We start from the raw sequence: 25,112 nt of genomic DNA on the forward strand, positions 1-25,112 counted from the left end.
GGCTCGCGCGGTTCACGACGTTCGCGCTTCTAGAAGCGGTCGACCCGGAATGGCGCCGGGTCGACGAGCGTTTGTGCGCCCGTCATCATTTCCGCGACCATGCGGCCGGTGATCGGGCCGAGCGTCAGGCCGTGATGCGCGTGACCGAAGGCGAACCACAAATCCCGATGACGCCTGGCCGGTCCGATGATCGGCATCATGTCGGGCGTGCAGGGACGGCGGCCCAGCCACGGTTCGTCGTCGACACGTTGGCCGAGCGGAAACAGCGTCCGCGCGATGGGCTCGACGGCCGTCAGTTGATCGGGCGTCTTCGGCGCATCCCGATGCCCCAGTTCCACGCCGGTCGTGAGCCGGATACCGCGCGCCATCGGCGTGATCATGTAGCCGTTCTCGACGTCGAGCACCGGATGATTCAGGCGCGCTTCACCCTCGGGCGCGTAGTGCATGTGATAACCGCGCTTGACCGCGAGCGGCAGGCGGTAGCCGAGCTTCGTGCTCACCACGTCGGACCACGGACCCATCGCCACCACGGCCGCGCGCGCGTCGATCCGGCCTCGTTCCGTGTCGACCGTCCAGCCGGGCTGCAAGGTGGTCGCGTCGCCGATCAAAAATTCGCCGCCGAGTTTTTCGAACAGCCCGGCATAAGCCGTGACCAGGGCGTTCGGGTCGCTCACGGAATCCGACGCGGTGTAGTGCAGCGCGCCTTGCAGCGATCCGCGCAGCGCCGGTTCGATCTCACGCAGGCGCGCCGCGTCGAGCGAGTCGAACGCGACGCCGAATTCCGCGTGCCAGCGCTCGGCGTTGCGTGTTTCCTCGTCGCGTACCTGGGCGCTGCGGAACACCTTCATCCAGCCCGACTGGCGGATCAGGTCGCTTGCACCCGCGGCGGCCGCGAGCGTGCGATGCTCGCTCACGCAATGCTCGATCAGCGTCGCGTATGAACGCGCGATCGCGGCATGGCGCGCGGGCTGCGAATGGTGCCAGTAGCGGACCAGGAACGGCGCGAAGCTGGGCATCGCGCGCGGGTGATAGCGCACGTCGGACGAACGGTTGCGGGCGTAGCGCAGCAGCGTGCCGAGTTCGCGCGTGAACGCGTACGGATAGACGCCTTCGCGCTGGATCAGGCCGGCGTTGCCGAGCGACGTCTCGTTGCCGGGCCGCTTGCGATCCACCAGCGCCACCGAGCGGCCGCGCTGTTGCAGATGCACGGCGATCGACACGCCCACAATGCCGCCGCCGAGCACGACGGTATCGAATTTCTTTGCCATGTTTCCTTGCCTTCGGACGCGCCGCCGACGCGGCGCGAGCGGATGGATTCTGCGCTCGAACGGACCTGCTCAGGCAAGCGCCGTCACGGCGATCTCGACATCGAGACCGGCCTTCATCAGTAAGGCCTGCACGCATGCGCGGGTCGGCGCGGCGCCGGCCGGCACCCACGCGTCCCACACGGCGTTGAATTCGTCGAAATGCTTCGGGTCGCTCAACCAGATATTGGCGGTGACGAGCCGCGTTTTGTCGACGCCGGCCGAAGCCAGCAGCGAGTCGATGTGGGTGAGAATTTCCGTGGTCTGCACGGTGATCGACGCGCCGGCCGTGTCGGGCACCTGTCCCGCGAGATGCACGATGCCGTTGGCAATCACCACCTGGCTCATGCGGGCGTTGGTCTGAAGACGTTGAATCGGATTGGACATGATGGTTATACCGTCGAAGGACCGGTGTGACTTTCACCGGTCGAGTTGAAAATGGGCGGCGCCGTGACGATCGATTTGAGCGACGGCGTCGGTTGCGTGAGCTTGCTCAGGTCCGGGCGCGGACGACGCAGCGCGGGTACGGTGTCGAAGGCCGCTTCGAAAGCCTGCGCGACGGCGAGCGTCTTGCGGTCGCCGTGAAACGGGCCGACGATCTGCAGGCCGAACGGCATGCCCGCATGATCGACGCCGCACGGCAGCGAGAGCGCGGGGTGCGTGGTGAGCGTCACCACGTAGGTGAGGGCAAGCCAGCGGTAATAGTTTTCCTGCGCGCGGCCTTCGATCTGCGCGGCGTAAAGCTGCTGCCACGGAAAAGGCGAGACCGGCGTGGTGGGCGAGAGAATCACGTCGTAGCGCTCGAAGGCGGACTGGAAGCGCCGGAAAATGCGCGTCTGCTCGGCTTGCGCCCACGCGCTGTCCGAGAGCGTCATGGTCGCGCCCATTTCGTAGTTGGCGCGCGTGTTCGGCCCGAGCGCGCCGGGATCGCGCTCGTAGGTGTCGCGCAGACCGGCCACGAAACTCTCCGCGCGGATCACGTCGAAACAGCGGTGCACGTCGCCGAGATCGAAATTCACCGGCTCGCACGAGTGGACCATCGGCGCGATGGCGGCGATGCGCGAGCGGAAGGTGGCGCGGATCGATTCGTCCACGTCGCAGCTGCCGAAGTCTTCGGTGTAGCCCACGCGCAGCGACGCCAGATCCAGGTTGCCGGGCGTCGCGAACGAGAGCGCATCGACTTCGTAGCTGAGCGGATCGGTGGCCGAGAGGCCGGCGGTCGCCGCCAGTTGCAACGCCGTTTCGCCGACGGTGCGTCCCAGCGGGCCGACCACCGAGATCGGCGTCCAGCCGAGCAGACGACGCGAGTTGGGTACGAGTCCCGCCGACGGCCGGAAGCCGACCACGCCGCATTTGGACGCGGGAATACGCAGCGAGCCGCCGGTGTCCGAGCCGGTGCAGACCGGCAGCATGTCGCAGGCGAGGGCGGCGGCCGAGCCGCCCGACGAACCGCCCGCGTTCAGTTCCGGATTGAACGGATTGCCGGTCGCGCCCCACACCGGGTTGCGCGTGTTGGCGCCCGCGCCGAGTTCGGGCACGTTCGTCTTGGCCACCAGAATCGCGCCCGCCGCCCGCAGCCGCTCGACCAGCAGCACGTCGCGCGAGGGCACGTTGCCGCGCGACGGTGGCGAGCCATAGGTGGTCAGCAGTCCTGCCGTGTCCTCGAGGTCTTTCACGCCGAGCGGCAAGCCGTGCAGCAGCCCGAGCGGTTCACCGTTCATCACGGCCTGCTCGGCGGCTCGGGCGGCGTCGCGTGCCGCGTCGAAACAGGTGGCCGTGATCGCGTTCACGGCCGGGTTGATGGCCTCGATCCGTGCGATGCAGGCGTCGAGCAACTCGACCGGCGAGATTTCTTTCGCACCGATCATGCGGCGCAGTTCGACAGCGGAGCGGCTGACCAGGTCGGCGTTTTCATTCATGAGGCGCAGTCCTTCTCAAAGATCCATTCAGAGCAGCTTCGGATTATCGGCAAACGGCTTTCAATCGAGCGCTTCGCCGGTGCGGTCGCGCAGCCAGATCACCGGCACGAGCGAGATCGCGCACGCGGCCGCCACATACCAGGCCGGCGCGAGCGGATTGCCGGTCCGCGCGACGATCCAGCTCGCGATGAAGGGCGAAAAGCCGCCGAAAAACGATGCGCTCACCACGTAAGTCAAGGCGATGCCGGTGGCGCGCACTTCCTTCGGAAACAGTTCCGGGATCATCACGAGCACCGGCACGATCTGTCCGGCGACGAAGACCGCGAGGAAGGCGGAGACGAGGCACAGCATCAACATGGAAGGATAGGCGCCCAGCAGCGCGAACGCCGGATAGACCGACAGCAGCAACACCACCCGCGACGTCACCAGCACATGCTTGCGGCTGACGCGATCGGCGAGCCGGCCGGCGAGCGGCGCCGCGACGAACAGCGTGAGCGAACTCACCACGCCCGACACCACCGCTGCCGTCGACGACAGATGCAAGGCGCGCACCGCATGACTCGGCAGAAAGAAGGCCGTGATGTACACCGACACCGAGCCGCCCAGTTCGGCGAACGTACCGAGGATCGTGAGCTTCAGATGCGTGGTGAGCGCCGCCTTGAGCGCGCCGTTTTTCGGCTTCGGCGCCGAGGTGGCGGCACGCTCGTGCGTGAGCGTTTCTTCCAGACGCCGGCGGATCAGCATGCCGACCGGCGCCGCCACGATGCCGAGCAGAAACGGCACGCGCCAGCCCCATTCGAGCACCGCCTGCTTCGGCAAGCTGACGTTCACGAGCGTCGCGACGAGAGCGCCGAGCGCCAGCCCGAGCGCGGTGGCCGCGAAATTCCAGCTGGCAAAGAAAGCGCGCGTGTTGTTGCTCGCGTATTCGACCAGCAGCGTGGTGCCCGGACCGAACTCGCCGCCCGCGGCAAAGCCTTGTATGAGCCGCGCGGCCAGCACGATGAAGGGCGCCGCCATGCCGGCCATGGCGTAGGTCGGCGCGCAGGCGATCAGCGCGCAACTCAGCGCCATCAGCATGATGGTGAGCACCATCGCTTTCTTGCGGCCCACGCGGTCCGCGTAGGCGCCGATCACGATGCCGCCGAGCGGCCGCACCACGAAACCGACGCCAAACACGCCGATGGACAGCAGGAACTGGTTGACCGGCGACGCGCCGGGGAAAAACAGCTGGCCGATCTGGATCGCGAAGAAGCTGTAGATCGTGAAATCGTAGTATTCGAGCGCCGTGCCGAGAGTGGTCGCGACGATCACCTGCCGTTTGGTCAAGCTGGGCTTATCTAGTGCGAGGGTTGACACGTGCGCTCCTCGGTTGGGGAATTGACGTGAGTTATCATATACGAGAAAAAATAAATTCTCGTATACGAAAAAACCCTTCTGAATTCGTGTCGTGGACAAACCCCCTATGCCCAACAAGGCAGCCTCCGATTCACCGTCAGCCCCGGCGGCGCAGATCGATCACAAGTCGGTCGGCGCGCGGCTGCGCCAGGCGCGCAAGGCGCGCGGTCTGACACTCGCGCAACTCTCCGAGCAGTCCGGCATCGCCGTTTCCACCATTTCGAAGAGCGAGCGCGGCGATATCGCGCTGACGTACGACAAATTCGCGGCGCTCGCGCATACGCTGAAACTCGACCTCGACGCGGTCTTCGGACGTCCCCGGCGCGGTTCGGTGACGCCGATGACGCCGTCGTTCACGGCGTCCGGCAAACAGATGATCTACGACACGCCGAACTACGAGTACGGCATGCTCGCGAACGATCTCACCGGCAAGCGCATGGTGCCGATGCGCGCGCATGTGCGTGCGCGCACACTCGCCGATTTTCCCGATTACATCCGCCACGCGGGCGAGGAGTTCGTGTTTCTGCTCGGCGGCACCCTGGAGTTGCGCTTCGAGAATGGCAAGGTGTTCACGCTCAATCCCGGCGACAGCCTGTATTTCGACAGTTCAGTCGGGCATGTCTATCTGAGCGTCGGCGAGGGGGAGGCCGAGGTGCTGGTGTGCTGCGTCGACACCGACGACGCGCGGCCGGCGGGCGCGATGTAAGCGCGCCATGCCGTGCGCCGCGACCTGTCAGCGAGAGGGCGGTTGAGTTTCCTTCAAGGCTTCGACCAGCTCCATCAACGCCACCGGCTTCACGAAATGCCGCTCGAAGCCGGCTCGCGCGGAACGTTTCAGGTCTTCGGCCTGGCCATAGCCGGTCAGCGCGAACAGGCGGAGTGCCGCGTGCTGCGGCTGCTCGCGCAGCGCCACGGCCAGTTCGTATCCGTCCATGCCGGGCAAGCCGATGTCGAGAACGGCGACGCCCGGGCTGAACTGCGCGGCCAGATCCAACGCCTGCACCGGATCGGATGCGGTGATCACGTCGAAGCCTACGTCGGTGAGAAAGGCTTCCATGGAGAACAGGCCGTCGAGGTTGTCGTCGACCAGCAGGATGCGCGTGTCCGGGCGGGCAGACAACGGCTCGGGAACGCGGATGCGTTGCGGCGCCGCGTTGGCGATCTGGCTGCCGGTTGCCAGCGGCAACGTCACCGTAAAGGTGGCGCCTTTGCCCGGACCTTCGCTGCTTGCGCGCACCGAGCCGCCATGCAGTTCGATCAGATTCTTGACCAGCGCGAGGCCGATGCCCAGGCCGCCTTCCGAGCGGTCGATGGTCGTGCGTCCCTGTTCGAAAATCCTGAACAGCTTCGGCATGAGTTCGGCGCTGATGCCCACGCCGTCGTCGCTGATCGAGACGGTCACATGACTGCCCGTGGTGCGTGCGCTGACGCGTATTTCGCCGCCGACGTCGGTGTATTTGGCGGCGTTGTTGAAGAGATTGCTGAAGGCCTGGGTGAGGCGCGTCAGGTCGCCGTAGATCTGCGCGCCGTCATCGGACAGCATCACCGACAAGCGCTGCCGGCGCTGCTCCACGAGCGGGCTCGCGGCTTCCACGGCGCGCGTGATGACCGAAGCGATACGCAGACCTTCGCGCTGCAGTTCGATCTTGCCGCGCGTGATGCGGCTGACGTCGAGCAGATCTTCGACGAGGCGCGACAGATGCGCGACCTGCCGCTCGAGAATCTCGTGGTATTTGTCGGCGGCGTTGCCGTTCTCGCGACGGATCAGTGCGAGCGCGGTCGAGATCGGGGCAAGCGGATTGCGCAGTTCGTGACCGAGCATCGCGAGGAACTCGTCTTTCGAACGGTTGGCTTCTTCGCGCTCGTGCGCGGCGCGCGCGGCCAGAATGCCGGTTGCCGCCTGCGAGGTGGCCGCACGCAAAAAAGCGATCTGGTTGACGGTGGGGAAGGCGGCGTTGACGGGATCGTTGAGCGCGCCGAACCAGATGCTGCCTTGTCCGGAGCTGAAACCCATGCTGAGCCGGATCACTCTGACCTGACCGATCGGCGTGTCGCACAGATTCACTTTCGTGCCGATAGGCAGCCGGCGCCATGCGGCGATGGCGTCCTGCCAGTGCTCTCTTTCGTCCGTGCTCACCGTCGCGCCGCGCACTTGCAGTTGCACGAGCGGCGTGGTTTCCGGCAGCAGCGGGACGTCCACGTAGCAGATATCGAGCGGCACGATCCGCTCGATGGCCTGCGTCATCAGCGCGACAATGGCGTTGCCGTCGCGGCCGGGCCACAGCGCCGGCAGCGCGAGCAGGCCCATGAGGTCTCTCAGAGCGCTCTCCGGGCTCTCGTTGTGGTAACGGTCGATGCTCATCAGGTGCGTTTGTTCATGACGCCGGAATCGCTGGCTCGCTGCGTCAGGCGCCGGCCTGGTTCTGGGCTTGCGTCTGGGCTTGCGTCTGAGTCTGCGTCTGGGTCTGTGACTCGGTTTGCGTGCGGCGGGCCTTGAGTTCCTTGAGCATTTCAGACGGCGGAATGAAGAACGGGTTTTCCTGCACGATTCCGTTGATCAGCGTGAGCGGGTGCGTGCGCAACACGTCCATCAGCATCGCGCCGGACAGTTTCGCCATGTCGTAGACGCACACGGCGGGCTGCCGGTTGCGTTCGATGATCTCGTTGACTTCGGCCTCGTACTCGATCAGATCCGGCGCGCTGGCGAGATCGCCGAACGCCCAGTCCATATTGCCCATGATGCGCAGCCGCGAAAACCCTGCGTCGCGTCCGGAACCGGTGAGGTGATCGACCATGCGCAGCATCTGCTGTTTGTCGAAACGGCCTTCTTCGTCGAGATAGGCTTCTGGCCAAGTCACGACTTCGAGCTGACCGCACGCTTCGCAATGCGCGACGTCGATGCCCGCCGCGGCGAGCCTCGCGCGGTGATCTTCCGCGAGATTGGGCGCGACGATATGGAAGTTCTTCTCGCCGGATTCCACGGCCTGCCGGTAATACGGAATCAGGGCTTCGTATTCCTGGTCGCGGCTGTCGAAGAACGCGCAGACGTGGTACGCGTCCATCAAAGTGCCGGCGATAGCGATGCGATCGTCCATTGAATGCCCCTGGGTGACGGCGGGTCGTGCGGTCTGATGACGGGAAGTGGCAGCCCGAAGGGCGCCACCCGTCCCGAATCGGGCAACGCATGCCTATGGTATGGCATTGCCCGCTGAAATATGCTTTTTTCTGCTTGCCGTGCGGATCAGAACATCGGGTACTGCTGCGGATACAGCGCGGTTCGCAGCGCCAGGCCACCGAGCACGACGAAGATGACGGCCGCCAGAATGTGCACGGCCTTGGTCGGCAGACGGTCGGCGAATTTGTGACCCAGGTAGATCACCGGCACGTTCGCCAGCATCATGCCGAGCGTCGTGCCGGCCACCACGCCGAAAAACTCGTGAAAGCGCGCGGCGAGCGCGATCGTCACGACCTGGGTCTTGTCGCCCATCTCGGCGAGAAAGAACGTCAGGGCCGTGGTGCCGAAAACGCCCATCGGATGTTTGGTGGACACGGCATCGGCGCCGTCGAGCTTATCGGGGATCAGAATCCAGACGGCCATCACCGCGAACGAGGCAACCACCGCCCAGTTCAGAATGGCCGGGCTGAGAATGCTGGCGAGCCACGCGCCGAGCGCGCCGGACGCGGCATGATTGATCAGCGTCGCGACAAACACACCGAGAATGATGGGGATGGGTTTGCGATATCTCGCGGCCAGCACGAGGGATAGAAGCTGGGTCTTGTCGCCGATCTCAGCGAGGCCGACCACGCTGGTCGATACGAGGAATGATTGCATGTATTGTGGGCCGGGCCGCTCTATAAGAACGCAATGACACGCACTCCGGCGACCCGGTCAGGTCGGAATGCGAGTCATCGGTCTTGCCAGGCAAAGTGCTGTGCACGCCATGGCGGTCTGGCGACCTCCAAGTATGTTGACGTGCACCCTCGAACATTGCAGTCGAGGCGGCTACTCCCCAATGAGAGCCGCGATTCTACCGCGCCGTCAGCGAGCGGCGCAACTTACGCCATTAATCGGTTCGCGGCGCGTGGGGTGGGGCGCGCGCACTTCAATGAGAGCGCCGCGCAGCCGGATTCACAACACCTGCAGATGCTCGGCGAGAATCACGCAGCCGATGCCGATCAGCACGACGCCGCCCGCCAGTTCCGCGCGTCGTCCCACCACGTTGCCGATGACGCGGCCGAGCAGCACGCCGATGGTCACCATGGTCGCGGTGGCGAGGCCGATGGCCGCGGCGGTGGAGTAGATGTTGACGTTGACGAAGGCGAGGCCGGCGCCGACCGCCATCGCGTCGATGCTGGTCGCAAAACCGGTGAGCGCAAGCAGCCAGAACGAATGGGCGGTTGGTTTCGTCTCGTGAGTTTCGCTGGCGGAAAAGCTGTTGAAGATCATGCGCGCACCGAGCACGCCGAGCAGCGTGAACGCAATCCAGTGATCCCAGGCCGATACGTATTGTGCCGCGGCGCGGCCGAGAAACCAGCCGATCAGCGGCGTCAGCGCTTCGATGACACCGAAGATGAGGCCGGTGCGTAGCGCTTCGCGCCAATGCGGACGATGCAGGGTCGCGCCTTTGCCAATCGCAGCCGCGAAGGCGTCGGTGGACATGGCAAAAGCGAGGAAAAGCGTTGCAACAGGGTTCATGAGAGAGGTGGCTCGTGGTCGGGCGGAAACCGCGACACACCGCCGCGCCCGACCGGTCGCGTGGTGTGTCGATGGTCTTGCCAACTAAAGGGCTGCCTGCACCACGGTCTGGCGACCGAGAATGTTGACGCAGGCGCTTCTGGGTAGAAGCCGGCTACTCCCCAAAGACAGCACGAGCTTATCACGTCAGAAAGCTTTTTGTAATTAAACTGGCCTTACGGGTCGGCAATACGAGTCGGCCAAACGCGTGGCGCAGCGTTCAGGCCGCGCGTTGCGACATCCAGCGCCGGTAACGGCGCGTGCGGCATGCGTCGGTGGCCTGTTGCAGAAGCAGGGCGCGCAGCGGGGACACCGCCGGGTCGGTCGTTTTGCCGAGACTCAGTTTGCGCAACTGGAACTTGACGGTCGCCATGTTCGCGAGCGACGCCAGCGTCTTGTTCCTCCAGACGATCGGCGGCAGTTCGGGCGCGCTGTCCTTGCCGCTTTTCCAGTCCCGCGGCAGATCGGGATGGATCGCGAGGGCCGTGCCCACGCCGACCATCTCCACGCCGCTCTCCACCACCTGCTGCGCGACCTGCCGCCGCCGGATGCCGCCCGTCACCATGACCGGCATCCTGGCGACCTTGCGGATGTCGCGCGCGAATTCCAGGAAGTAGGCCTCGCGCGCCAGAGTGCGGCCGTCGCGTGCTTCGCCCTGCATGGCCGGCGCTTCGTAGCTGCCGCCGGATAGTTCGACCAGGTCCACCTGCAACGCGCCGAGCCACTCGACCACCTGGCGCGCGTCGTCGGCCGTGAAGCCGCCGCGCTGGAAATCCGCCGAATTCAGCTTCACGGCAACGGCAAACGCCGGCGACACGGCGTCGCGAACCGCTTCGACGATGGCCAGCAGCAAACGCGCGCGGTTCGCCAGCGAGCCGCCCCACCGGTCGGTCCGGCGGTTGGTGAGCGGCGACAGGAACTGGCTCAGCAGATAGCCATGCGCCGCGTGGATTTCGACGCCGGTAAAGCCCGCCTGTTCCGCCAGTTGCGCCGTGCGGGCGAATCGCGCGATCACGTCGTCGATGACTTCCTGCGTCATGGCGAGCGGCGTATTGAAGCGTTTGGACAGCTTGCCCAGTTCGAGCGGAATAGCGGACGGCGCCCATGTCGGCTGACCGAGGCTGGCCTGCATCTGACGGCCCGGATGGTTGATTTGCAGCCAGAACTGCGCGCCGCCGGCGCGGCCGGTCTGCGCCCAGCGGGAGAATTTCGCCAACTGGCCGGCGTTCTCCAGCACGACGCCGCCGGGCCCCGTCATGGCGCGGCTGTCGACCATCACGTTGCCCGAAATCAGCAGGCCGGCGCCGCCGTTCGCCCACGCCGCGTAGAGGCGCATGAGTTTTTCGGAGGGCGCGTGATCGGCGTCCGCCATGTTTTCTTCCATGGCCGCCTTGGCAATCCGGTTCGGGATGACCGAACCGTTGGGGAGAGTGAGTGTGTCGAACACGTTCATGGGACCACCTCGATTGATCGTGCTGCACACTCTAAGGTTGAAGTGAAGTTTAATGTCAAGCGCTTTCGGTACGTGGACCCCGAGCGCCCGCTTGACCGCTTTTCGACTCGCGGATTAAAGTCGGCTTCGAGGTTTGCGCCATCCGGCACGAACGGCGCAACGCAGTCTTCACGGAGTATCGAGCCAATGAAAATCGGGGAACTCGCGGAACGCACCGGGCTTGCGCCGTCGCGCATCCGCTTCTATGAGCGCATCGGTCTGTTGAAGACCGTTCAACGCGAGTCGAACGGCTATCGCACTTATCCCGCCGAAGCCGCGCTGGTTCTCGATCTCATCACGAGCGCGCAGAAGGCCGGCTTCAGTCTCGACGAGATCGCCATGCTGCTGCCGCCCGATTCGGCGCAGTGGCAGCACGCCACCTTGCTCGACACGCTGCGTCTGAAGGTGCAGGACATCGAAGCGCTGGAGGCTCGCCTCGCGCAGAGCAAAACACATCTCGTGTGGCTGATCGAGGAGATCGAAGCCAGGCCCGCGGAGATGGATTGCGCCGCCAACGCGAAGCGCGTGTTGTCGCGCATACAACGCGGCGAAGTCGGCCGTCCGGTTCTCGCGAGCAAGGACGTCAAGGTGCTCGGCAAAACAAGCCGCCGCGCGGTCCGGTCCCGCTAGACTGCAATCGGCCGGCGTCGCGAATGAAGCTTCGCGCCACATGACAATTCGGTAATCTGCCGGTCGGACTCGCGTAAGCCCGTACCCGCTAAGCTCGAATTCATCCTCTATTCCAACTTCCAGGCTCGGGCGGCTGAAGGCCGGTGTGATGCCGCTTGATGCCGCACCATGGCCGCACCAAGCCGCGATGCCCGCGCATGGCGTCCACGCGATGGCCGACCCGGTGCGCGCCGGAGAACACGATGAATCAGCTGGCATCAATACGGATCTTCGCCAAAGTCGCGGAGTGCTTGAGTTTTGCCGAGGCGGCCAAGCAACTGAACATGTCCAACTCGGTCGTGACACGCAGTCTCGCGACGCTCGAAGAACATCTCGGCGTGCGGCTCGTCAATCGCACGACGCGGCATGTGTCGCTCACCGCCATCGGACAGATGTACTGGGAACGCAGCATCGAATTGCTGAGCCAGCTCGACGCCATGGACGAATGCATCGCGTGCGCCGTGGGACAACCCACGGGCTCGCTGCGAATCGCCGCGTCGTCGCTTTACGCGACCACCGACCTGCCGGATGTCCTGGCGACGTATCGTGCGCTGGAACCGCGCATCCGTTTCGAGCTGACGGTGTTCGACACCATGAGCGACGTGGCCGTCAGCGAGTTCGACGTCTGCTTCAGCGCGGAGCGGCGCTTGCGCGATTCGTCGCTGGTTTGCCGGCCGCTCGCGCAGATACGCGATGTCATCGTCGCCAGTCCTGACTATCTCGCGCGTTGTCCGGTGCCGTGCACGCCGGGCGAACTCGCCTTGCACGACGTGCTCGTCGCGTCGGATGCGCCGAGCCGTTACTGGGAGTTTCGCGACACGCACGGCACGCAGCGTGTCGTCGTGCAGCCGATCATGAACATACAGAGTCCGCAGGTGGTCAAGCGGGCCGTGCAGGCGGGACTCGGCATCGCGCGCCTGTCGCGTTCGTTCGTGCGCGACGAACTGGCCAACGGCAGCCTGCAGGCATTGCTCGACGACGCGCCCCTGTGCGACGACGAACGCACGGTCTGGCTGCTGTATTCGAGCCAGCCGCGCATGGCGGTCGCGTTGCGCGGCTTCATCGATTTCGTGGTGGAGCACTATCGTCGGATTCCACTGGAAAACAAGCCTGAAAACGATGCGCGCGTCGGCAAGGCGCCACACCTGGAGAGCAATACTGAATTGCTGGCGGGACGGATTTTGTAGGTCCTACAGTGCGAGCACCCGAGACCGGAGCCTATCTGCTGACGTGGCATGGCGCGCCATGCAGGCAGCTTCCGGCGCGGCGTTCTCACACTCAAGGATCTGCATTCATGAAAAAAATTCTGCTGGCCTCGGTCGTCAATGCGGCGCTCGGCTTTACGCTCACTCCAATCGCCGCGATGGCACAAAGCAGTATCACCTTGTATGGTTTGATCGACGAAGGCCTGAACTACACCAGCAATACCGGCGGCCATTCGAACGTCCAGATGGAAAGCGGATTCGCGCAGGGCAGCCGCTGGGGCCTGAAGGGATCGGAAGACCTGGGCGGCGGCACCAAGGCGATTTTTCAGCTGGAAAACGGCTTCGACGTCAACACCGGCAAGCTCGGCCAGGGCGGCCGCATGTTTGGACGGCAGGCCTATGTCGGCCTGAGTTCGGCGCAGTTCGGCACGTTGACGATGGGGCGGCAATACGATTCGGTGGTGGACTATCTCGCACCGCTCACGGCCAACGGCAACTGGGCCGGCTACATGCTCTCGCATCCCTACGATAACGACAACACGGACAACTCGTTCCGCCTGAACAACAGCGTGAAGTACACGAGCAACACCTACGGCGGCGTGACCTTCGGCGGCTTGTACGGCTTCAGCAACCAGGCGGGCGGCTTCGCGAACAACCGCTCGTACAGCTTCGGCGCGCAATACGTGGGCGCTGCCGTCAGCGTGGCGGCCGCCTATATGCAGATCAACAATCCGGGCGGCACCGCCGGCGGCTCGCTCTCGACCGACGACACCGACTTCTTCGCCTCGCGTCAGCAGGTTTGGGGCGCGGGGATCAACTACACGATCGGCCCGACGGTACTCGGCTTCGTGTACAGCCACACCACGCTGAACAATGCGACCGGTTCGGTCTACGTGGGCAACTTCGCGAACACCGCGAACAGCCTCAAGTTCGACAACTTCGAGGTCAACGCGAAATACCAGTTCATGAAGGCGGCCTATGTGGGCGCCATGTACAACTACACGCTGGCCCATTTCGACAGCAACGCGGGGAATTCCAAGCCCAAGTACCACCAGTTCGGCCTGATGGTGGACTACACGCTGTCGCCGCGCACCGACGCCTACGTGCAGGGCATGTACCAGCATGCTTCGAGCGGCGGCCTGGTCGCGATGCCGCTCAATACCGCATACATCACGGGCGCCGACGCACCGTCGTCGGGTCCGAACCAGTTCCTCGCCCGCGTCGGTATCCGCCACACGTTCTAAGCACCCGGGCGGACGGCCGCTCGAATCCGGCGCCGCCTTGCCGCGCATCGGCGTTTCAGTTTGCCGCCGATGCCGGATGGTCGGCGGCCGGGTTCTTCGTGTTCGCCAGCGGCGCGGCGTCGGAGCCATGCTGGATCGCATAAATTTCCCGGTTATGGGCGATGGCCTGCTGTGACGGCGGGTAATCGCCCTTCGGCACCGGCACGAAGCCCTCGGCCTGGGCCTGCACGAGTTGCGCCCGCACTTCGGCGCGGGTCAATTCATGCGAAGCCGACTGCGCAAAAGCAGGAGCGCCGAACGACAGGCTCAGCATGGCGGCGGTCAATACAGTGAAGCAGTTCATGATGTCTCTCCGGTAATGGATCGGGTGGCGGACAAGGAGCTTCGAGCCACGCCTGCCATTTTCGTCAGCGGGCTTGTCGCCTCACTGACCTTGCGATTACCGTTCTGTTATCTCCGCGAATCTCCGCAATCTTTTTGCGCGTCCCTCAGGCTGCCTGGCAGCAGGACTTAAGGAACGCCTAAGGAAGCGTTAAGCTTGCGCAGCGGACAATACGCGTATCGCACGATGCGGGCATAACGGACAGGGGAGACGCCATGCGGCTATTGCTGGTCGAAGACGACGAGATGATTGCGGAGACCGTGCTGGGCGCGATGCGCCGCTCGGGCTATGCGATCGACTGGGCGGCGGACGGCCGCGCGGCCGAGTTGTCGCTGGGCAATGGTGTCTACGACCTCGTGCTGCTCGATCTCGGCTTGCCGAAGAAAGACGGCATCGACGTGCTCAACGCCTATCGCAAGGTCGGCGGTGCGGCGCCGGTCATCATCCTGACCGCGCGTGACGCCGTCGACGAGCGCATCCGCGGGCTCGACGCGGGCGCGGACGACTACCTCATCAAGCCTTTCGACCTCGACGAACTGGCCGCACGCGTGCGTGCGCTGTTGCGCCGGCGCACGGGTCAGAAGCAGCCGGTCTACGCGCATGGTCAACTGACACTCGATCCCGCCGCGCACGAAGTCACCAAGGACGGCGTGCCCCTGCCGCTGGTGCCGCGCGAATTCGCGTTGCTGCAGGCGCTGATCGAAGAACCCACGCGCGTATTCACCAAGGCCGAACTCGAAGAAAAGCTCTATGGCTGGGGCGAGGAAGTCGGCAGCAACACCATCGAAGTGCATGTGCACAGTCTGCGCCGCAAGATCGGCGCGGAAGAAGTCGTCACCGTGCGCGGCGTCGGCTACCGTCTGAAGAGGTGCTGATGACGTCGATTCGCCGCTGGCTGCTGGGCTGGCTGATTTTCGGTCTGGCAGCGGCGTCGCTGGTCGCGGCTTACGGCATTTTCCACACGGCGCGCGAAGAGGCGAGCGAGCTGTTCGACTACGAACTGCGCACCGTGGCGCGCTCGCTGCCGTCGAATCTCGCGAGCACCGGCGACCGCGAATACAGCCGTCCCGATCTCGGCGATCTCGCCGACGACCGCATCGTCATCGAAATCTGGGACCGTTCGGGCGCGCTCGTCTATCACTCGTCGCAGGCGCCGGTGCTGTCGCGTTTGCCCGAGGGCTTCAACACGGTGGAGCGCGCCGAATATCACTGGCGCACGTTCGGGCTCGCGCGGCCCGATCATTACATCCAGGTCGCCCAACCGGTGTCGGTGCGCGAAGAACTCGCATTGCGGCTCGCGCTGCGCACCTTGTGGCCGCTCGCGCTGATGGTGCCGATGACGATCGTGCTGGTGCTGCTGGTCGTGACACGCGCCATCGCGCCGATCGGCGGTCTGTCTCGCGCATTGTCCACGCGCTCGATCGATTCTCTCGAACCATTGCGGCTGGATGCCAACGTGCCGGTCGAAATCAGGCCGCTGGTGGAGGCGCTCAACGATCTGTTGCAGCGTCTGGGCGAAGCGTCGCAGGCACAGCGCACGTTTATCGCCGACGCCGCGCACGAACTGCGCTCGCCGCTCGCCGCGCTGAAGCTGCAAATCCAGGCGGCGTCGCGCGACGGCTCGCTCAAGGGCGAAGGACAGACCCTGGAGCGCGTCGAAGGGCGCGTGAACCGGATCATCCATCTGGTGCAGCAGTTGCTGACGCTGGCGAGAGAAGACGCGCATCCGGTGACCTCAATGGTGCCGATGAGCTTGCGCCGCACGGCGGAGCAGGTGGTCGGCGATCTTTCGCTGCTGGCGGAGACGCGCCAGATCGACCTCGGTCTCGAGTGCGAAGAATCGCGCAGCGCGTCCGACGCCTACACCGTGCTGGCCGAAACGCACGGCATGAGCGTGCTGCTGGGCAACCTCGTCAACAACGCGATTCGCCATACGCCGGCCGGCGGCCGCGTCGATGTGATTTTGCGGCGCACGGGCGATCAGGTCGGTTTCGACGTGGTCGACAACGGGCCGGGTATTCCGGAGGCGGAGATCGAACGCGTGTTCGACCGCTTCTATCGCGGCGAAGAGGCGCAAGGCGAGGGCAGCGGACTCGGACTCGCCATCGTGTCGCGAATCGCCGAGCGTCATCGGATCGGTCTTGCGTTGCGCAACAACGTGGGCGCGCCTGGTCTGCGCGTGTCGATCACCGGCCTTGCCGCTTACGAGGCGGTGGTGAAATCGTGAAAGACCTGTCACGCCCAATCTTCACGTCGACCCGTGACGTCGACCAGTCACGCCAGGCCGCCGGGCTTGCCGGTATGATCTGGCAGTGAACGCTACGCGGAGCCTGAAATGCGAATCCTGGTGATCGAGGACGAGCTGAAAACAGCCGCCTACCTGAGCAAGGGCCTGGAAGAATCCGGTTACGCGGTCGACGTCGCCAACGACGGCCCGCAAGGCCTCATTCTTGCGCAGGAAGAAGAGTACGACGTCATCGTGCTCGACGTGATGCTGCCCGGCATGGACGGCTGGACCATCGTCAAGACGCTGCGCACGACGCGCACCACGCCCGTGCTGTTTCTCACGGCGCGCGACGACATCGACGACCGCGTGCGCGGCCTCGAACTCGGCGCCGACGATTACCTCGTCAAGCCGTTCGCCTTCGTCGAATTGCTGGCGCGCGTGCGCACGCTGGCGCGTCGCGGGCCGCCGCGCGAAAGCGAACTGATCAAGGTCGGCGATCTGGAAATGGACGTGAATCGCCGGCGCGTCAAACGCGGCGGCACGCGCATCGACCTCACGCCGCGCGAGTTCTCTCTCCTGCAACTATTGGCGCGCCGTCAGGGCGAGGTGCTGAGCCGCACGCAGATCGCCTCGTACGTGTGGGACATGAACTTCGATAGCGACACCAACGTAGTCGAAGTGGCGATCCGCCGTCTGCGCACCAAGATCGACGACAACTTCCCGGTCAAACTGATTCATACCGTACGCGGTGTCGGCTACGTGCTCGAAGTGAAGGACGCCGGCTGATGCGCGGCCGCTCGCTCGCCGCGACACTCGCTCTTGCATTCGGCGTCACCACGCTCGCGGTGTTCGCCCTCGTCGGCAGTTATCTTTACCTCGCGCTGGACCGGCAGATCAAGACGCAGGACAACCTCGACATCGTGCTGGCCGCGCGTCACGCCCGCCGCCTCGCCGAGGAACTCGACACGGCCAAAGGCATTCGCGAACACAGCGACCGGCTCGTGAGCACGGTCCTCGGCAACGAAGCGATGTCGCTGGCGATGTTCGGCCCGGATGGGCAGCGGGTGATCGAGCACAACATCGCCGCGACCTTCGCCGTGCCGCTCGGTTCGAAAGACGCGGCGAGCGGCACCGCCAGCCGCGCCGACGCCGACATCGCGAGCCGCTTCGCCAGCGAAGCGGAAAACCGCGCCGCAAGCGACACCGAGGTGCCCGGCGCGGCGAGCGGCGCGCTATCCATCGCCGATCTGCCGCCGCTCAAACGCATTCCCTCGATGGCGCGCATCACCGAAACCGATATCGGCGACTGGACCGGCCGCGACGGCGCGCCGATTCGCGGCATCCTGACCGACGTGCGTCTGCGCGACGGCGAAGTGGCGAGCGTGCTGGTGGCGCGCAATATGAGCGACCGCTGGCTGCTGCTCGACCGCTATCGCGACGAACTGCATCTGGCCGGCGTGGTCGGCGTAGTGCTCGCCATCCTGCTGAGTTATCTGCTCATCCGTGCAGCGCTGCGTCCGCTGCGCGACATCGCGGCCAGCGCGAGCCGGGTGACGGTCAACCGTCTCGACACGCGTATCGAGACGGCGCGCGTGCCGAGCGAACTGACGGCGCTGGTGAGCGCGCTGAATGCGATGCTCGCGCGTGTGGACCTGGGATTCCAGCGCCTGTCGCGTTTTACCGCCGACCTCGCGCACGACATGCGCACGCCGCTGAGCAACATGCGCGGCGCGGCCGAAGTGGCGCTCGCACGGCCGCGCTCCACCGAAGAATACGAGGCGCTGCTGGCCTCGAACGTGGAAGAATGCGACCGCCTGACGCGCATGATCGAAAGCGTGCTGTTCATTGCTCGCGCGGAACATCCGCAATTCGTCAAACACATGCACGAATTCGACGTGGCGCTCGAACTGACGCATATCGCGGAGTACTTCGAAGGCATTGCCGAAGACGCGCGGGTGAGCGTGCGTGTCAGCGGCGCGGCGCGTCTCACCGCGGACCTCGAACTGTTCCGGCGCGCGGTCAGCAACCTGCTCGCCAACGCGATCCGCTACACGCCGCCCGACGGCGAGATCGTGCTCGACGCCAGCGCCTCGGAGCGCGGAACGCGCGTGAGCGTGACGAATCAGGGGCAGCCGATCGCGCCCGAACACATCGAGCGGATCTTCGACCGCTTCTATCGGATCGACCCGTCACGCAGCACGCTGCCGCAGGCCGGTGTGTCGCAAGCCTCGACGGGATCGACGGGGCTCGGTCTCGCCATCGTCCGCACCATCATGGAGCTGCATGGCGGCACCGTGCGCGCGGAAAGCGACGCGCACGGCACGCGCTTCATTCTCACGTTCCCGCGGGTCGGCTGACGGCGGCGGACGCCGTGGCCGCGTTTTCCGGCACGCTGCCGGTGGTGCTGGTGTTACTGCTGCCGGCGCCGTCGTCTTGCCATGTGCCGCCTAGCGCCTTCAGCAACAGCACACTCGACTCCAACCGGCGCGCGGCGATCTGATCCGCGTTGCGCTGGTTGGTGAGCGCAATCGTCTGGGCCGTCACCACGTCGAGATAGCTGACTGCGCCCGCATTGAAACGGTTGGTGGTGAGGCGAAGCGAGAGATCGGCGGCGCGGGTCGCGCGTTGCTGACTCTGGGCTTCGTCGGCGAGCGAGTTCAGCGCGGACAGATTGTCCTCGACCTGCTGGAACGCCACCAGCACCGATTGCCGGTAGTCGGCCACCGCGCCGTCGTACTGGGCGTTGGCGCCATGCAAGGTAGCGCTGCGGCGGCCGCCGTCGAACAACGTGCCGACCAGTTGCGGTCCGATCGACCAGAACAGACTCGGCGCGCTCAGCCACGGCGCGAAGAACGTACTCTCCAGGCCCGCGCTCGCCGACAGCATCAGATCCGGAAAGAAGGCCGCGTGCGCCACGCCGATCTGCGCATTCGCCGCTGCCACGCGACGCTCGGCCGCGGCGATATCGGGCCGCCGCTCCAGCATGCGCGACGGCACGCCGACGGGAATCGGCGGCGGTGGGACGGTCTGCGTATCTGGCGCCGCGGGCGCCAGCGTGAACGACGAAGCCGGCATGCCGATCAGCGTCGCGATGGCGTGCTGCATCTGCGCGCGGCTCACGTCGATGTCGGTGGACTGGGTGCGCGTCGCTTCGAGTTGCGCGGTGGCCTGCGCGACCGCCGAGGCGTCGATCGCGCCGTTCTGCAACTGCTGCTGCAACAGATGCAAGGCGGCGGCGTAGGCCTGCACGCTGTCGTCGAGCAGCTTCTTCTGCGTATCGAGCGAGCGCAAGGCGAAATAGTCGACGGCGAGATCGGCGCTCATCGCGAGGCGAACGGCTTCGAGATCCGCCGCGCTCGCGTCGGCATTGGCCCGCGCGCCGGCCACGCTGTCGCGCACGCGGCCGAACAGATCGGGCTCCCAACTCGCCGACACGCCCGCCGAATAGTCCGGCACGGTCTTGCCCGCGAGCGAGCGGCCTTCGACATTCTGCGACACCCGCGCGCGATTCTGCGACGCGCCGGCCGTGATGGTCGGGAAAAAACCGGCGCGCTGATAATCGACCAGCGAACGCGCCTGTTGAAGCTGGGCGACGGCCTTCTGCACGTTCTGGTTCGACACCGCGACACGTGCTTCGAGTTGATTGAGCACGGGGTCGCCGAAGATCGTCCACCACGGACCGCGCGGCGCGGCATCGGCGGGCGCGGCCTGGGTCCAGCCGGGAGTTGAGGCAGTAGTTGAATCGGTATTTGAGCCCGCGTTCGCATCGGCCTTCGCGCCGACGAACTGCGCCGGCACGTCGACCGCGGGCGGCTGGTAAGCGGGCAGCGTCGAGCAGGCAGCAAGCACACCGATCATGGCGAGCGTCAACGGACGGCGTAGCAACGGGCAGACGCGGCTCGTCAGCAGAGAAACAGTCAAACGCATGGCGAAATTCCTCACGATGGCCGCCGCTCAGCTATGCGCAGCCGGCGCGATCTGTACGGCCTGCCCAGCGGTCAGGGCGTCGCCGGGGTTGTCGATGACGCGATCGTTGGCCGCGAGTCCGGTGGTGATTTCCACGTGGGTGCCGAAATCGCGGCCGATATGCACGGTTTTCAGCACGGTTCGTCCTTGCGCATCGACCACCGCGACGGTCACGCCGTCCGGGCGGAACAGCAGGGCGCTGACGGGCAGATCGAGCGCCGGTGTCGACGACTGCAACGCCAGATGCACCTGCGCGTAGGCGCCGGGCATCAGCGCGCCATCCTGATTGTCGACGTCCACTTCGACGCGTAAGGTGCGGCTCGCGGGGTCGATCGAACCGGTGTTGCGGGCCACTCGCGCGGCAATGTGCCGGCCGGGATATTGCGGCGCGCTCAGATAGACGCTGGTGCCGGGCGTGACGAAGGCCGCGTCGTTCTGCGGCACGTCGACGAAAACGCGCAGCACGCCGGTCTGCTGGATATGGAACAGCTCACCGGTCATGCCGGCGGTGCCGGGCGTGCCGCCCGCCGTGACGAGCGCGCCGACATCCACGTTGCGCGCGGTGATCACGCCGTCGAACGGCGCGGTGATCTTCTCGTACGAGACCAGTTCCGCGAGATGCGCGACGTTGGCCTGCGCCGAGGCCAGCATGGCGCGGCGCGCCTGCATGTCGCTCGTCTTCGAGTCGGCGTCCTGCTGGGCGACCGATTGCGTTTTCAGCATGTCCTGCCAGCGCTGCGCGGTACTTTTCGCGTAGTCGTAGTTCGCCTGCGCCGTCGCTTCGTCGGCGCGCGCCTGACGCAACTGGGCGTCGAGTTCCGGGGCGTCGATGGTGGCGAGCGTCTGGCCGCTTTTGACGTGCGCGCCGATGTCGCTCGTCCAGTGCGCGAGGTAGCCGCTGGTGCGTGCATAGATGGACGCCTCGGCGAACGGCGTGATCGAGCCGGGCAGCAACAGTTCGTTGACCGCCGGCGCCGGACGCGGCGCGATGACGGACACCGTCAGCATGCTTTGCGCCTCGGTCTGCTGCGTCAGCGCGGCGCTCGCGTGCAGTCGCGGCACGATGCCGGCGAGCAGGAGCGCGCCCGCGACGCCGGCCAGCGCGAGCGGCCACCAGCGGCGTTGCGGCTGGCGGGCGTCGGTCGCAGCAGAAGCGGTGGACGATGAAGTAGTCGCCGCGGCGGCAGGGCCGGGCGTGGCGTCGGTGCCGGTTTCGTCGGGCCTTGGCGGCGGAGAGAGATCGTTCATGAGAGGGCTCTGGTCGGGATCAATGGGTGCGGGCGGCCACGGCGGCTTCCTGCCTGTCTTGCCGGGCGGCGCGGCGCTTGTCCAGCCACGCGTGCACCATCCCGTAGACGACCGGCACGAACAGCAGCGTGGACACCGTGCCGAGCGCGAGGCCGCCGATGACCGCGCGGCCGAGCGGCGCGTTCTGTTCGCCGCCGTCGCCGAGGCCGAGGGCCATCGGCAGCATGCCGATCAGCATGGCGAGCGCGGTCATCAGCACGGGACGGAAGCGGTTGAAGCCGGCTTCGAGTGCGGCCGTGAGGGGCGGCTTGCCGTCGTGGTGCAACTCGCGCGCGGTGTTGATGACGAGAATGCTGTTGGCGGTGGCAATGCCGATGCACAGAATCGTGCCGGTCAGGGCCGGCACGCTCAGCCGCGTGCCGGTGCTGAACAGCATCCACGCAATGCCCGCGAGCGAGCCGGGCAGGCCGCTGATGATGATCATCGGGTCGAGCCACGACTGGAAATTCACGACCATCAGCAGATAGACGAGGACGATGGCGAACACCATGCCGCTCGCGAGGCCGGAAAAGGAATCGTGCATGGCCTGCACCTGGCCGCGTACGACGATCGACGCGCCGGGCGGCAATTGCGGGCGAATCTGGTCGACGAGACGCGTGACGTCCGCCGCCACGCCGCCGAGATCGCGGCCTTGGGCCGAAGCGAAAATGTCCAGCACGGGCTGCACGTTGTAGTGCGACACCACGGCCTGCTGCGTGGCGCGTGAAAGCGTGCCGAGCGCGCCCAGCAGATTTTGCGGCGCAGGACGGTCGCCGTTGAGCGCCGCGGCATTCGCGCCGTTGCTGGATGCAACCGGCAGATTCGCGAGCGACTGCAAGGAGTTGATGTCGTATTGCGGGCTCATCGCGACCAGCGGATAGCTGACGCCGTTCTTCGGATCGAGCCAGAAATTCGGCGTGGTCTGCGAACTGCCCGACAACGCGATCAACAGATTCTGCGAGACCTCGCGCTGTTGCAGGCCGGCCTGGATGGCGCGCGTGCGGTCCACGTTCACGTTGATGGCGGGCTCGTCGCCCGGTTGCTGGATGCGCGCATCGACGAGGCCGCGCACGCCGCGCAACTGGGCAAGCAGTTTGTTCGCCACGACCCGGTTGGCGTCGAGCTTGTTGCCGACGATCTGGATATCGATCGGCGCGGGCAGACCGAAATTCAGAATCTGGCTGACGATGTCGGCGGGCAGGAACGCGAAGCTCACGCCGGGGAACTGCTTCGCGAGAGCGGTGCGCAGAGTCGCCACGTAGGCGGCGGTCGGCTTGTGTTTCGTGGCGAGCGTGATCATCACGTCGGCGTCTTCCGGGCCGATCGGATCGGACGAGTCGTACGTCAGATTGATGCCGCTCACCGGCACGCCGATGTTGTCGAGCACCGCCGCCAGTTGCGCTTGCGGAATCACCCGGCGCACGGCGGCCTCGACCTGGTCGGTCAGGCGCGCGGTGTCCTCGATGCGCGTGCCGGTCGGGGCGCGCATATGCAGACGGATTTCGCCGGTATCCACGGCGGGGAAAAAGTCGCGTCCAGCAAACGGAATCAGTGCAAGCGAGCCGACGCACAGCAGCAGAAAGATCGCCACGAAACGGCGCGGACTGGCAATCGCCGCGCCGAGCACGCCGCGATAGCGTTCGCGCAGCGCTTCGAAACGCCGCTCGAAGGCCGCCTGAAAACGCACGAGGCGCGCGATCGGTCCATTGCCGGTCACTGGCTTCGTGCTGCGCGCGCGCATCAGATACATGGCGAGCGTCGGAATCAGCGTACGCGAGAAAAAGTACGAGGCGATCATCGCGAACACCACGGCCTCGGCCAGCGGCACGAACAGATAACGCGCCACGCCCGAGAGCAGAAACATCGGCACGAACACGATGCAGATCGACAGCGTCGAGACGAAGGTCGGCACCGCGATTTCACCCGAGCCGTTCAGGATGGCGTCGTGCAGCGGCTCGCCGTTCTCCAGATGATGCGTGATGTTTTCGATCGCCACGGTGGCGTCGTCGACGAGAATGCCGACCGCCAGCGCGAGGCCGCCGAGCGTCATGATGTTGATGGTCTGGCCGAGTGCGCTGAGCGCGATCAGCGAACTGAGCACCGCGAGCGGAATCGACACGGCGATGATCAGCGTGGCGCGCCAGCTGCCGAGAAAAAGCAGGATCATCAGCGCGGTCAGGCAGGCGGCGATCAGCGCTTCACGCGCCACGCCCACCACGGCCGATTTGACGAACACCGACTGATCCGACAGCGCCGTGATGTGCAAGGCGGCGGGCAAACCGGCCGAGATATGCGGCAGCATCGCCTTGACCTGCTGGATGATGGTCAGCGTGGAGGTGCTACCGGATTTTTCGATGGTCAGCAGCGCGGCACGTTTGCCGTCGCTGCGCACGATGTTGGTTTGCGGCGCGTAGCCGTCGCGTACGTGAGCCACGTCGCGCACGTAGACCACGCCGCCGGCTACGGTCTTGATCGGCAGATCGTTCAGGGCGGCGACGGTGTCGGTGCTGCCGTTCATCTGCACGTTGTATTCCTTCGTGCCGATCTTCGCGGTGCCGCCGGGCAGGATCAGGTTCTGCGCGTTTACTGCGTTGACCACGTCGAGCGGCGCGAGACCCTTGGCCTGCAACGCGCGCGGATCGATATCCACCATGATCTGCCGGACTTTGCCGCCGAACGGCAGCGGCACGGAGGCGCCTTGCACGGTGGCGAGTTGCGTGCGGATCTGGCTGTTGCCGATGTCGTAGAGCTGCTGTTCCGACAAGGTATTGCTGGACAGCCCGAGTTGCAGGATCGGCACCGTCGAGGCGTTGTACGTGATGATGTTCGGCGGCAAGGTGCCGGGCGGCAGCACGCGCAGAATCGACGCGGAATTCGAGGCGGCCTCGGCAATCGCGCGGTTGATATCGGCGCCGGGATGAAAAAAGATCTTCACCACGGAGACGCCGTTCAGCGATTGCGATTCGATATGTTCGATGTCGTCCACATCGGATGTCAGCGCGCGTTCGTAGTTCGACGTGATGCGGTTCGCCATGTCCTGCGCGGAAAAACCGTTGTACGTCCAGACGATGCTGACCACCGGTATGTCGATGTTCGGGAAGATATCGGTCGGTGTGCGCAGGATCGCAAGCGGCCCGACGATAAAGATCAGCACGGCGAGGACCACGAAGGTATAGGGCCGGCGCAGCGCGAGCTTGACGATCCACATGACGGATTCCTGAAAAGAGACGAATGGAAGCGCCCGTCATTCGACGACTGCAATGCAACGGACGGCGCATGAGATGCGC

The 25,112-nt window shown here is 65.5% G+C and carries 21 protein-coding genes and 2 riboswitches; of the genes, 8 read left to right on the forward strand and 13 right to left on the reverse strand.

What is annotated here, in order from left to right:
* Nucleotides 1-29: 29 nt before the first annotated feature.
* The 4 genes from P3T18_RS23620 to P3T18_RS23635 all read right to left on the reverse strand — a co-directional run bounded on the left by P3T18_RS23620 (nt 30) and on the right by P3T18_RS23635 (nt 4,579).
* Complete coding sequence (locus P3T18_RS23620; RefSeq protein WP_429302378.1) at nt 30-1,268, reverse strand: NAD(P)/FAD-dependent oxidoreductase; 1,239 nt, start codon at nt 1,266-1,268, stop codon at nt 30-32.
* A gap of 69 nt (nt 1,269-1,337) precedes the next feature.
* Nucleotides 1,338-1,691: a RidA family protein gene (locus tag P3T18_RS23625; protein ID WP_429302379.1), complete on the reverse strand. Its 354-nt coding sequence runs from the start codon at nt 1,689-1,691 to the stop codon at nt 1,338-1,340.
* 5 nt (nt 1,692-1,696) lie between these two features.
* The gene (locus tag P3T18_RS23630) at nt 1,697-3,223 is read right to left on the reverse strand and encodes an amidase (RefSeq protein ID WP_429302380.1); all 1,527 of its coding nucleotides are present in this window, start codon (nt 3,221-3,223) and stop codon (nt 1,697-1,699) included.
* A gap of 60 nt (nt 3,224-3,283) precedes the next feature.
* On the reverse strand, nt 3,284-4,579 hold the full coding sequence (locus tag P3T18_RS23635; RefSeq protein ID WP_429302381.1) for an MFS transporter: 1,296 nt from the start codon (nt 4,577-4,579) through the stop codon (nt 3,284-3,286).
* Between the two features lie 106 nt (nt 4,580-4,685).
* Here P3T18_RS23635 and P3T18_RS23640 point away from each other — a divergent pair, with 106 nt between their 5' ends.
* Complete coding sequence (locus tag P3T18_RS23640; protein ID WP_429302382.1) at nt 4,686-5,324, forward strand: helix-turn-helix domain-containing protein; 639 nt, start codon at nt 4,686-4,688, stop codon at nt 5,322-5,324.
* A 27-nt stretch (nt 5,325-5,351) separates the two neighbouring features.
* On the opposite strand, the gene P3T18_RS23645 is transcribed toward P3T18_RS23640, so the two are convergent.
* From P3T18_RS23645 to P3T18_RS23665, 5 genes are all read right to left on the reverse strand, one after another.
* On the reverse strand, nt 5,352-6,980 hold the full coding sequence (locus tag P3T18_RS23645; RefSeq protein WP_429302383.1) for a hybrid sensor histidine kinase/response regulator: 1,629 nt from the start codon (nt 6,978-6,980) through the stop codon (nt 5,352-5,354).
* A gap of 43 nt (nt 6,981-7,023) precedes the next feature.
* Entirely contained in the window at nt 7,024-7,713 is a 690-nt protein-coding gene (locus tag P3T18_RS23650) for an MEDS domain-containing protein (protein ID WP_429302384.1), read from the reverse strand.
* A 146-nt stretch (nt 7,714-7,859) separates the two neighbouring features.
* Entirely contained in the window at nt 7,860-8,450 is a 591-nt protein-coding gene (locus tag P3T18_RS23655; RefSeq protein ID WP_429302385.1) for a TMEM165/GDT1 family protein, read from the reverse strand.
* A 9-nt stretch (nt 8,451-8,459) separates the two neighbouring features.
* Nucleotides 8,460-8,642: riboswitch (yybP-ykoY riboswitch) on the reverse strand.
* A gap of 105 nt (nt 8,643-8,747) precedes the next feature.
* The gene (mntP, locus tag P3T18_RS23660) at nt 8,748-9,314 is read right to left on the reverse strand and encodes a manganese efflux pump MntP (RefSeq protein ID WP_429302386.1); all 567 of its coding nucleotides are present in this window, start codon (nt 9,312-9,314) and stop codon (nt 8,748-8,750) included.
* 10 nt (nt 9,315-9,324) lie between these two features.
* Nucleotides 9,325-9,489: riboswitch (yybP-ykoY riboswitch) on the reverse strand.
* 84 nt (nt 9,490-9,573) lie between these two features.
* The gene (locus tag P3T18_RS23665; RefSeq protein ID WP_429302387.1) at nt 9,574-10,806 is read right to left on the reverse strand and encodes an NADH:flavin oxidoreductase/NADH oxidase family protein; all 1,233 of its coding nucleotides are present in this window, start codon (nt 10,804-10,806) and stop codon (nt 9,574-9,576) included.
* A gap of 186 nt (nt 10,807-10,992) precedes the next feature.
* On the opposite strand from P3T18_RS23665, the gene P3T18_RS23670 reads away from it, so the two are divergent.
* From P3T18_RS23670 to P3T18_RS23680, 3 genes are all read left to right on the forward strand, one after another.
* Nucleotides 10,993-11,475: a MerR family transcriptional regulator gene (locus P3T18_RS23670; RefSeq protein WP_429302388.1), complete on the forward strand. Its 483-nt coding sequence runs from the start codon at nt 10,993-10,995 to the stop codon at nt 11,473-11,475.
* A 242-nt stretch (nt 11,476-11,717) separates the two neighbouring features.
* Nucleotides 11,718-12,701 carry a LysR family transcriptional regulator gene (locus tag P3T18_RS23675; protein ID WP_429302389.1) on the forward strand — a complete coding sequence of 328 codons (984 nt, stop codon included), beginning with the start codon at nt 11,718-11,720 and terminating at the stop codon, nt 12,699-12,701.
* A gap of 107 nt (nt 12,702-12,808) precedes the next feature.
* Nucleotides 12,809-13,963: a porin gene (locus P3T18_RS23680; RefSeq protein WP_429302390.1), complete on the forward strand. Its 1,155-nt coding sequence runs from the start codon at nt 12,809-12,811 to the stop codon at nt 13,961-13,963.
* A gap of 55 nt (nt 13,964-14,018) precedes the next feature.
* Here the strand turns inward: P3T18_RS23680 and P3T18_RS23685 are convergent, their stop codons facing one another.
* A complete protein-coding gene (locus P3T18_RS23685; protein ID WP_429302391.1) occupies nt 14,019-14,306 on the reverse strand; it encodes a DUF4148 domain-containing protein in 288 nt (95 codons plus the stop codon).
* A 254-nt stretch (nt 14,307-14,560) separates the two neighbouring features.
* Between P3T18_RS23685 and P3T18_RS23690 the strand changes: the two genes are divergently transcribed.
* From P3T18_RS23690 to P3T18_RS23705, 4 genes are all read left to right on the forward strand, one after another.
* Complete coding sequence (locus tag P3T18_RS23690; RefSeq protein WP_429302392.1) at nt 14,561-15,220, forward strand: response regulator; 660 nt, start codon at nt 14,561-14,563, stop codon at nt 15,218-15,220.
* Nucleotides 15,220-16,572 carry an ATP-binding protein gene (locus P3T18_RS23695; protein ID WP_429302393.1) on the forward strand — a complete coding sequence of 451 codons (1,353 nt, stop codon included), beginning with the start codon at nt 15,220-15,222 and terminating at the stop codon, nt 16,570-16,572. Before P3T18_RS23690 ends, P3T18_RS23695 begins: the two co-directional genes overlap by 1 nt.
* 108 nt (nt 16,573-16,680) lie before the next feature.
* A complete protein-coding gene (locus P3T18_RS23700) occupies nt 16,681-17,358 on the forward strand; it encodes a heavy metal response regulator transcription factor (protein WP_429302394.1) in 678 nt (225 codons plus the stop codon).
* Complete coding sequence (locus tag P3T18_RS23705) at nt 17,358-18,929, forward strand: heavy metal sensor histidine kinase (protein ID WP_429302395.1); 1,572 nt, start codon at nt 17,358-17,360, stop codon at nt 18,927-18,929. The genes P3T18_RS23700 and P3T18_RS23705 overlap by 1 nt, the downstream gene beginning before the upstream one ends.
* On the opposite strand, the gene P3T18_RS23710 is transcribed toward P3T18_RS23705, so the two are convergent.
* The 3 genes from P3T18_RS23710 to P3T18_RS23720 are packed head-to-tail and all read right to left on the reverse strand — an operon-like array spanning nt 18,907 to nt 25,033.
* Nucleotides 18,907-20,499 (reverse strand): efflux transporter outer membrane subunit, encoded by a 1,593-nt coding sequence (locus P3T18_RS23710; RefSeq protein WP_429302396.1) that lies wholly within the window; start codon nt 20,497-20,499, stop codon nt 18,907-18,909. The two genes, P3T18_RS23705 and P3T18_RS23710, sit on opposite strands and share 23 nt — an antisense overlap.
* A gap of 27 nt (nt 20,500-20,526) precedes the next feature.
* On the reverse strand, nt 20,527-21,786 hold the full coding sequence (locus P3T18_RS23715; protein WP_429302397.1) for an efflux RND transporter periplasmic adaptor subunit: 1,260 nt from the start codon (nt 21,784-21,786) through the stop codon (nt 20,527-20,529).
* 19 nt (nt 21,787-21,805) lie between these two features.
* The gene (locus P3T18_RS23720; RefSeq protein ID WP_429302398.1) at nt 21,806-25,033 is read right to left on the reverse strand and encodes an efflux RND transporter permease subunit; all 3,228 of its coding nucleotides are present in this window, start codon (nt 25,031-25,033) and stop codon (nt 21,806-21,808) included.
* Between the last annotated feature and the right edge of the window lie 79 nt (nt 25,034-25,112).

Origin of the sequence: Paraburkholderia sp. GAS199 (assembly GCF_050436585.1) — a bacterium.
Taxonomy (GTDB): domain Bacteria; phylum Pseudomonadota; class Gammaproteobacteria; order Burkholderiales; family Burkholderiaceae; genus Paraburkholderia.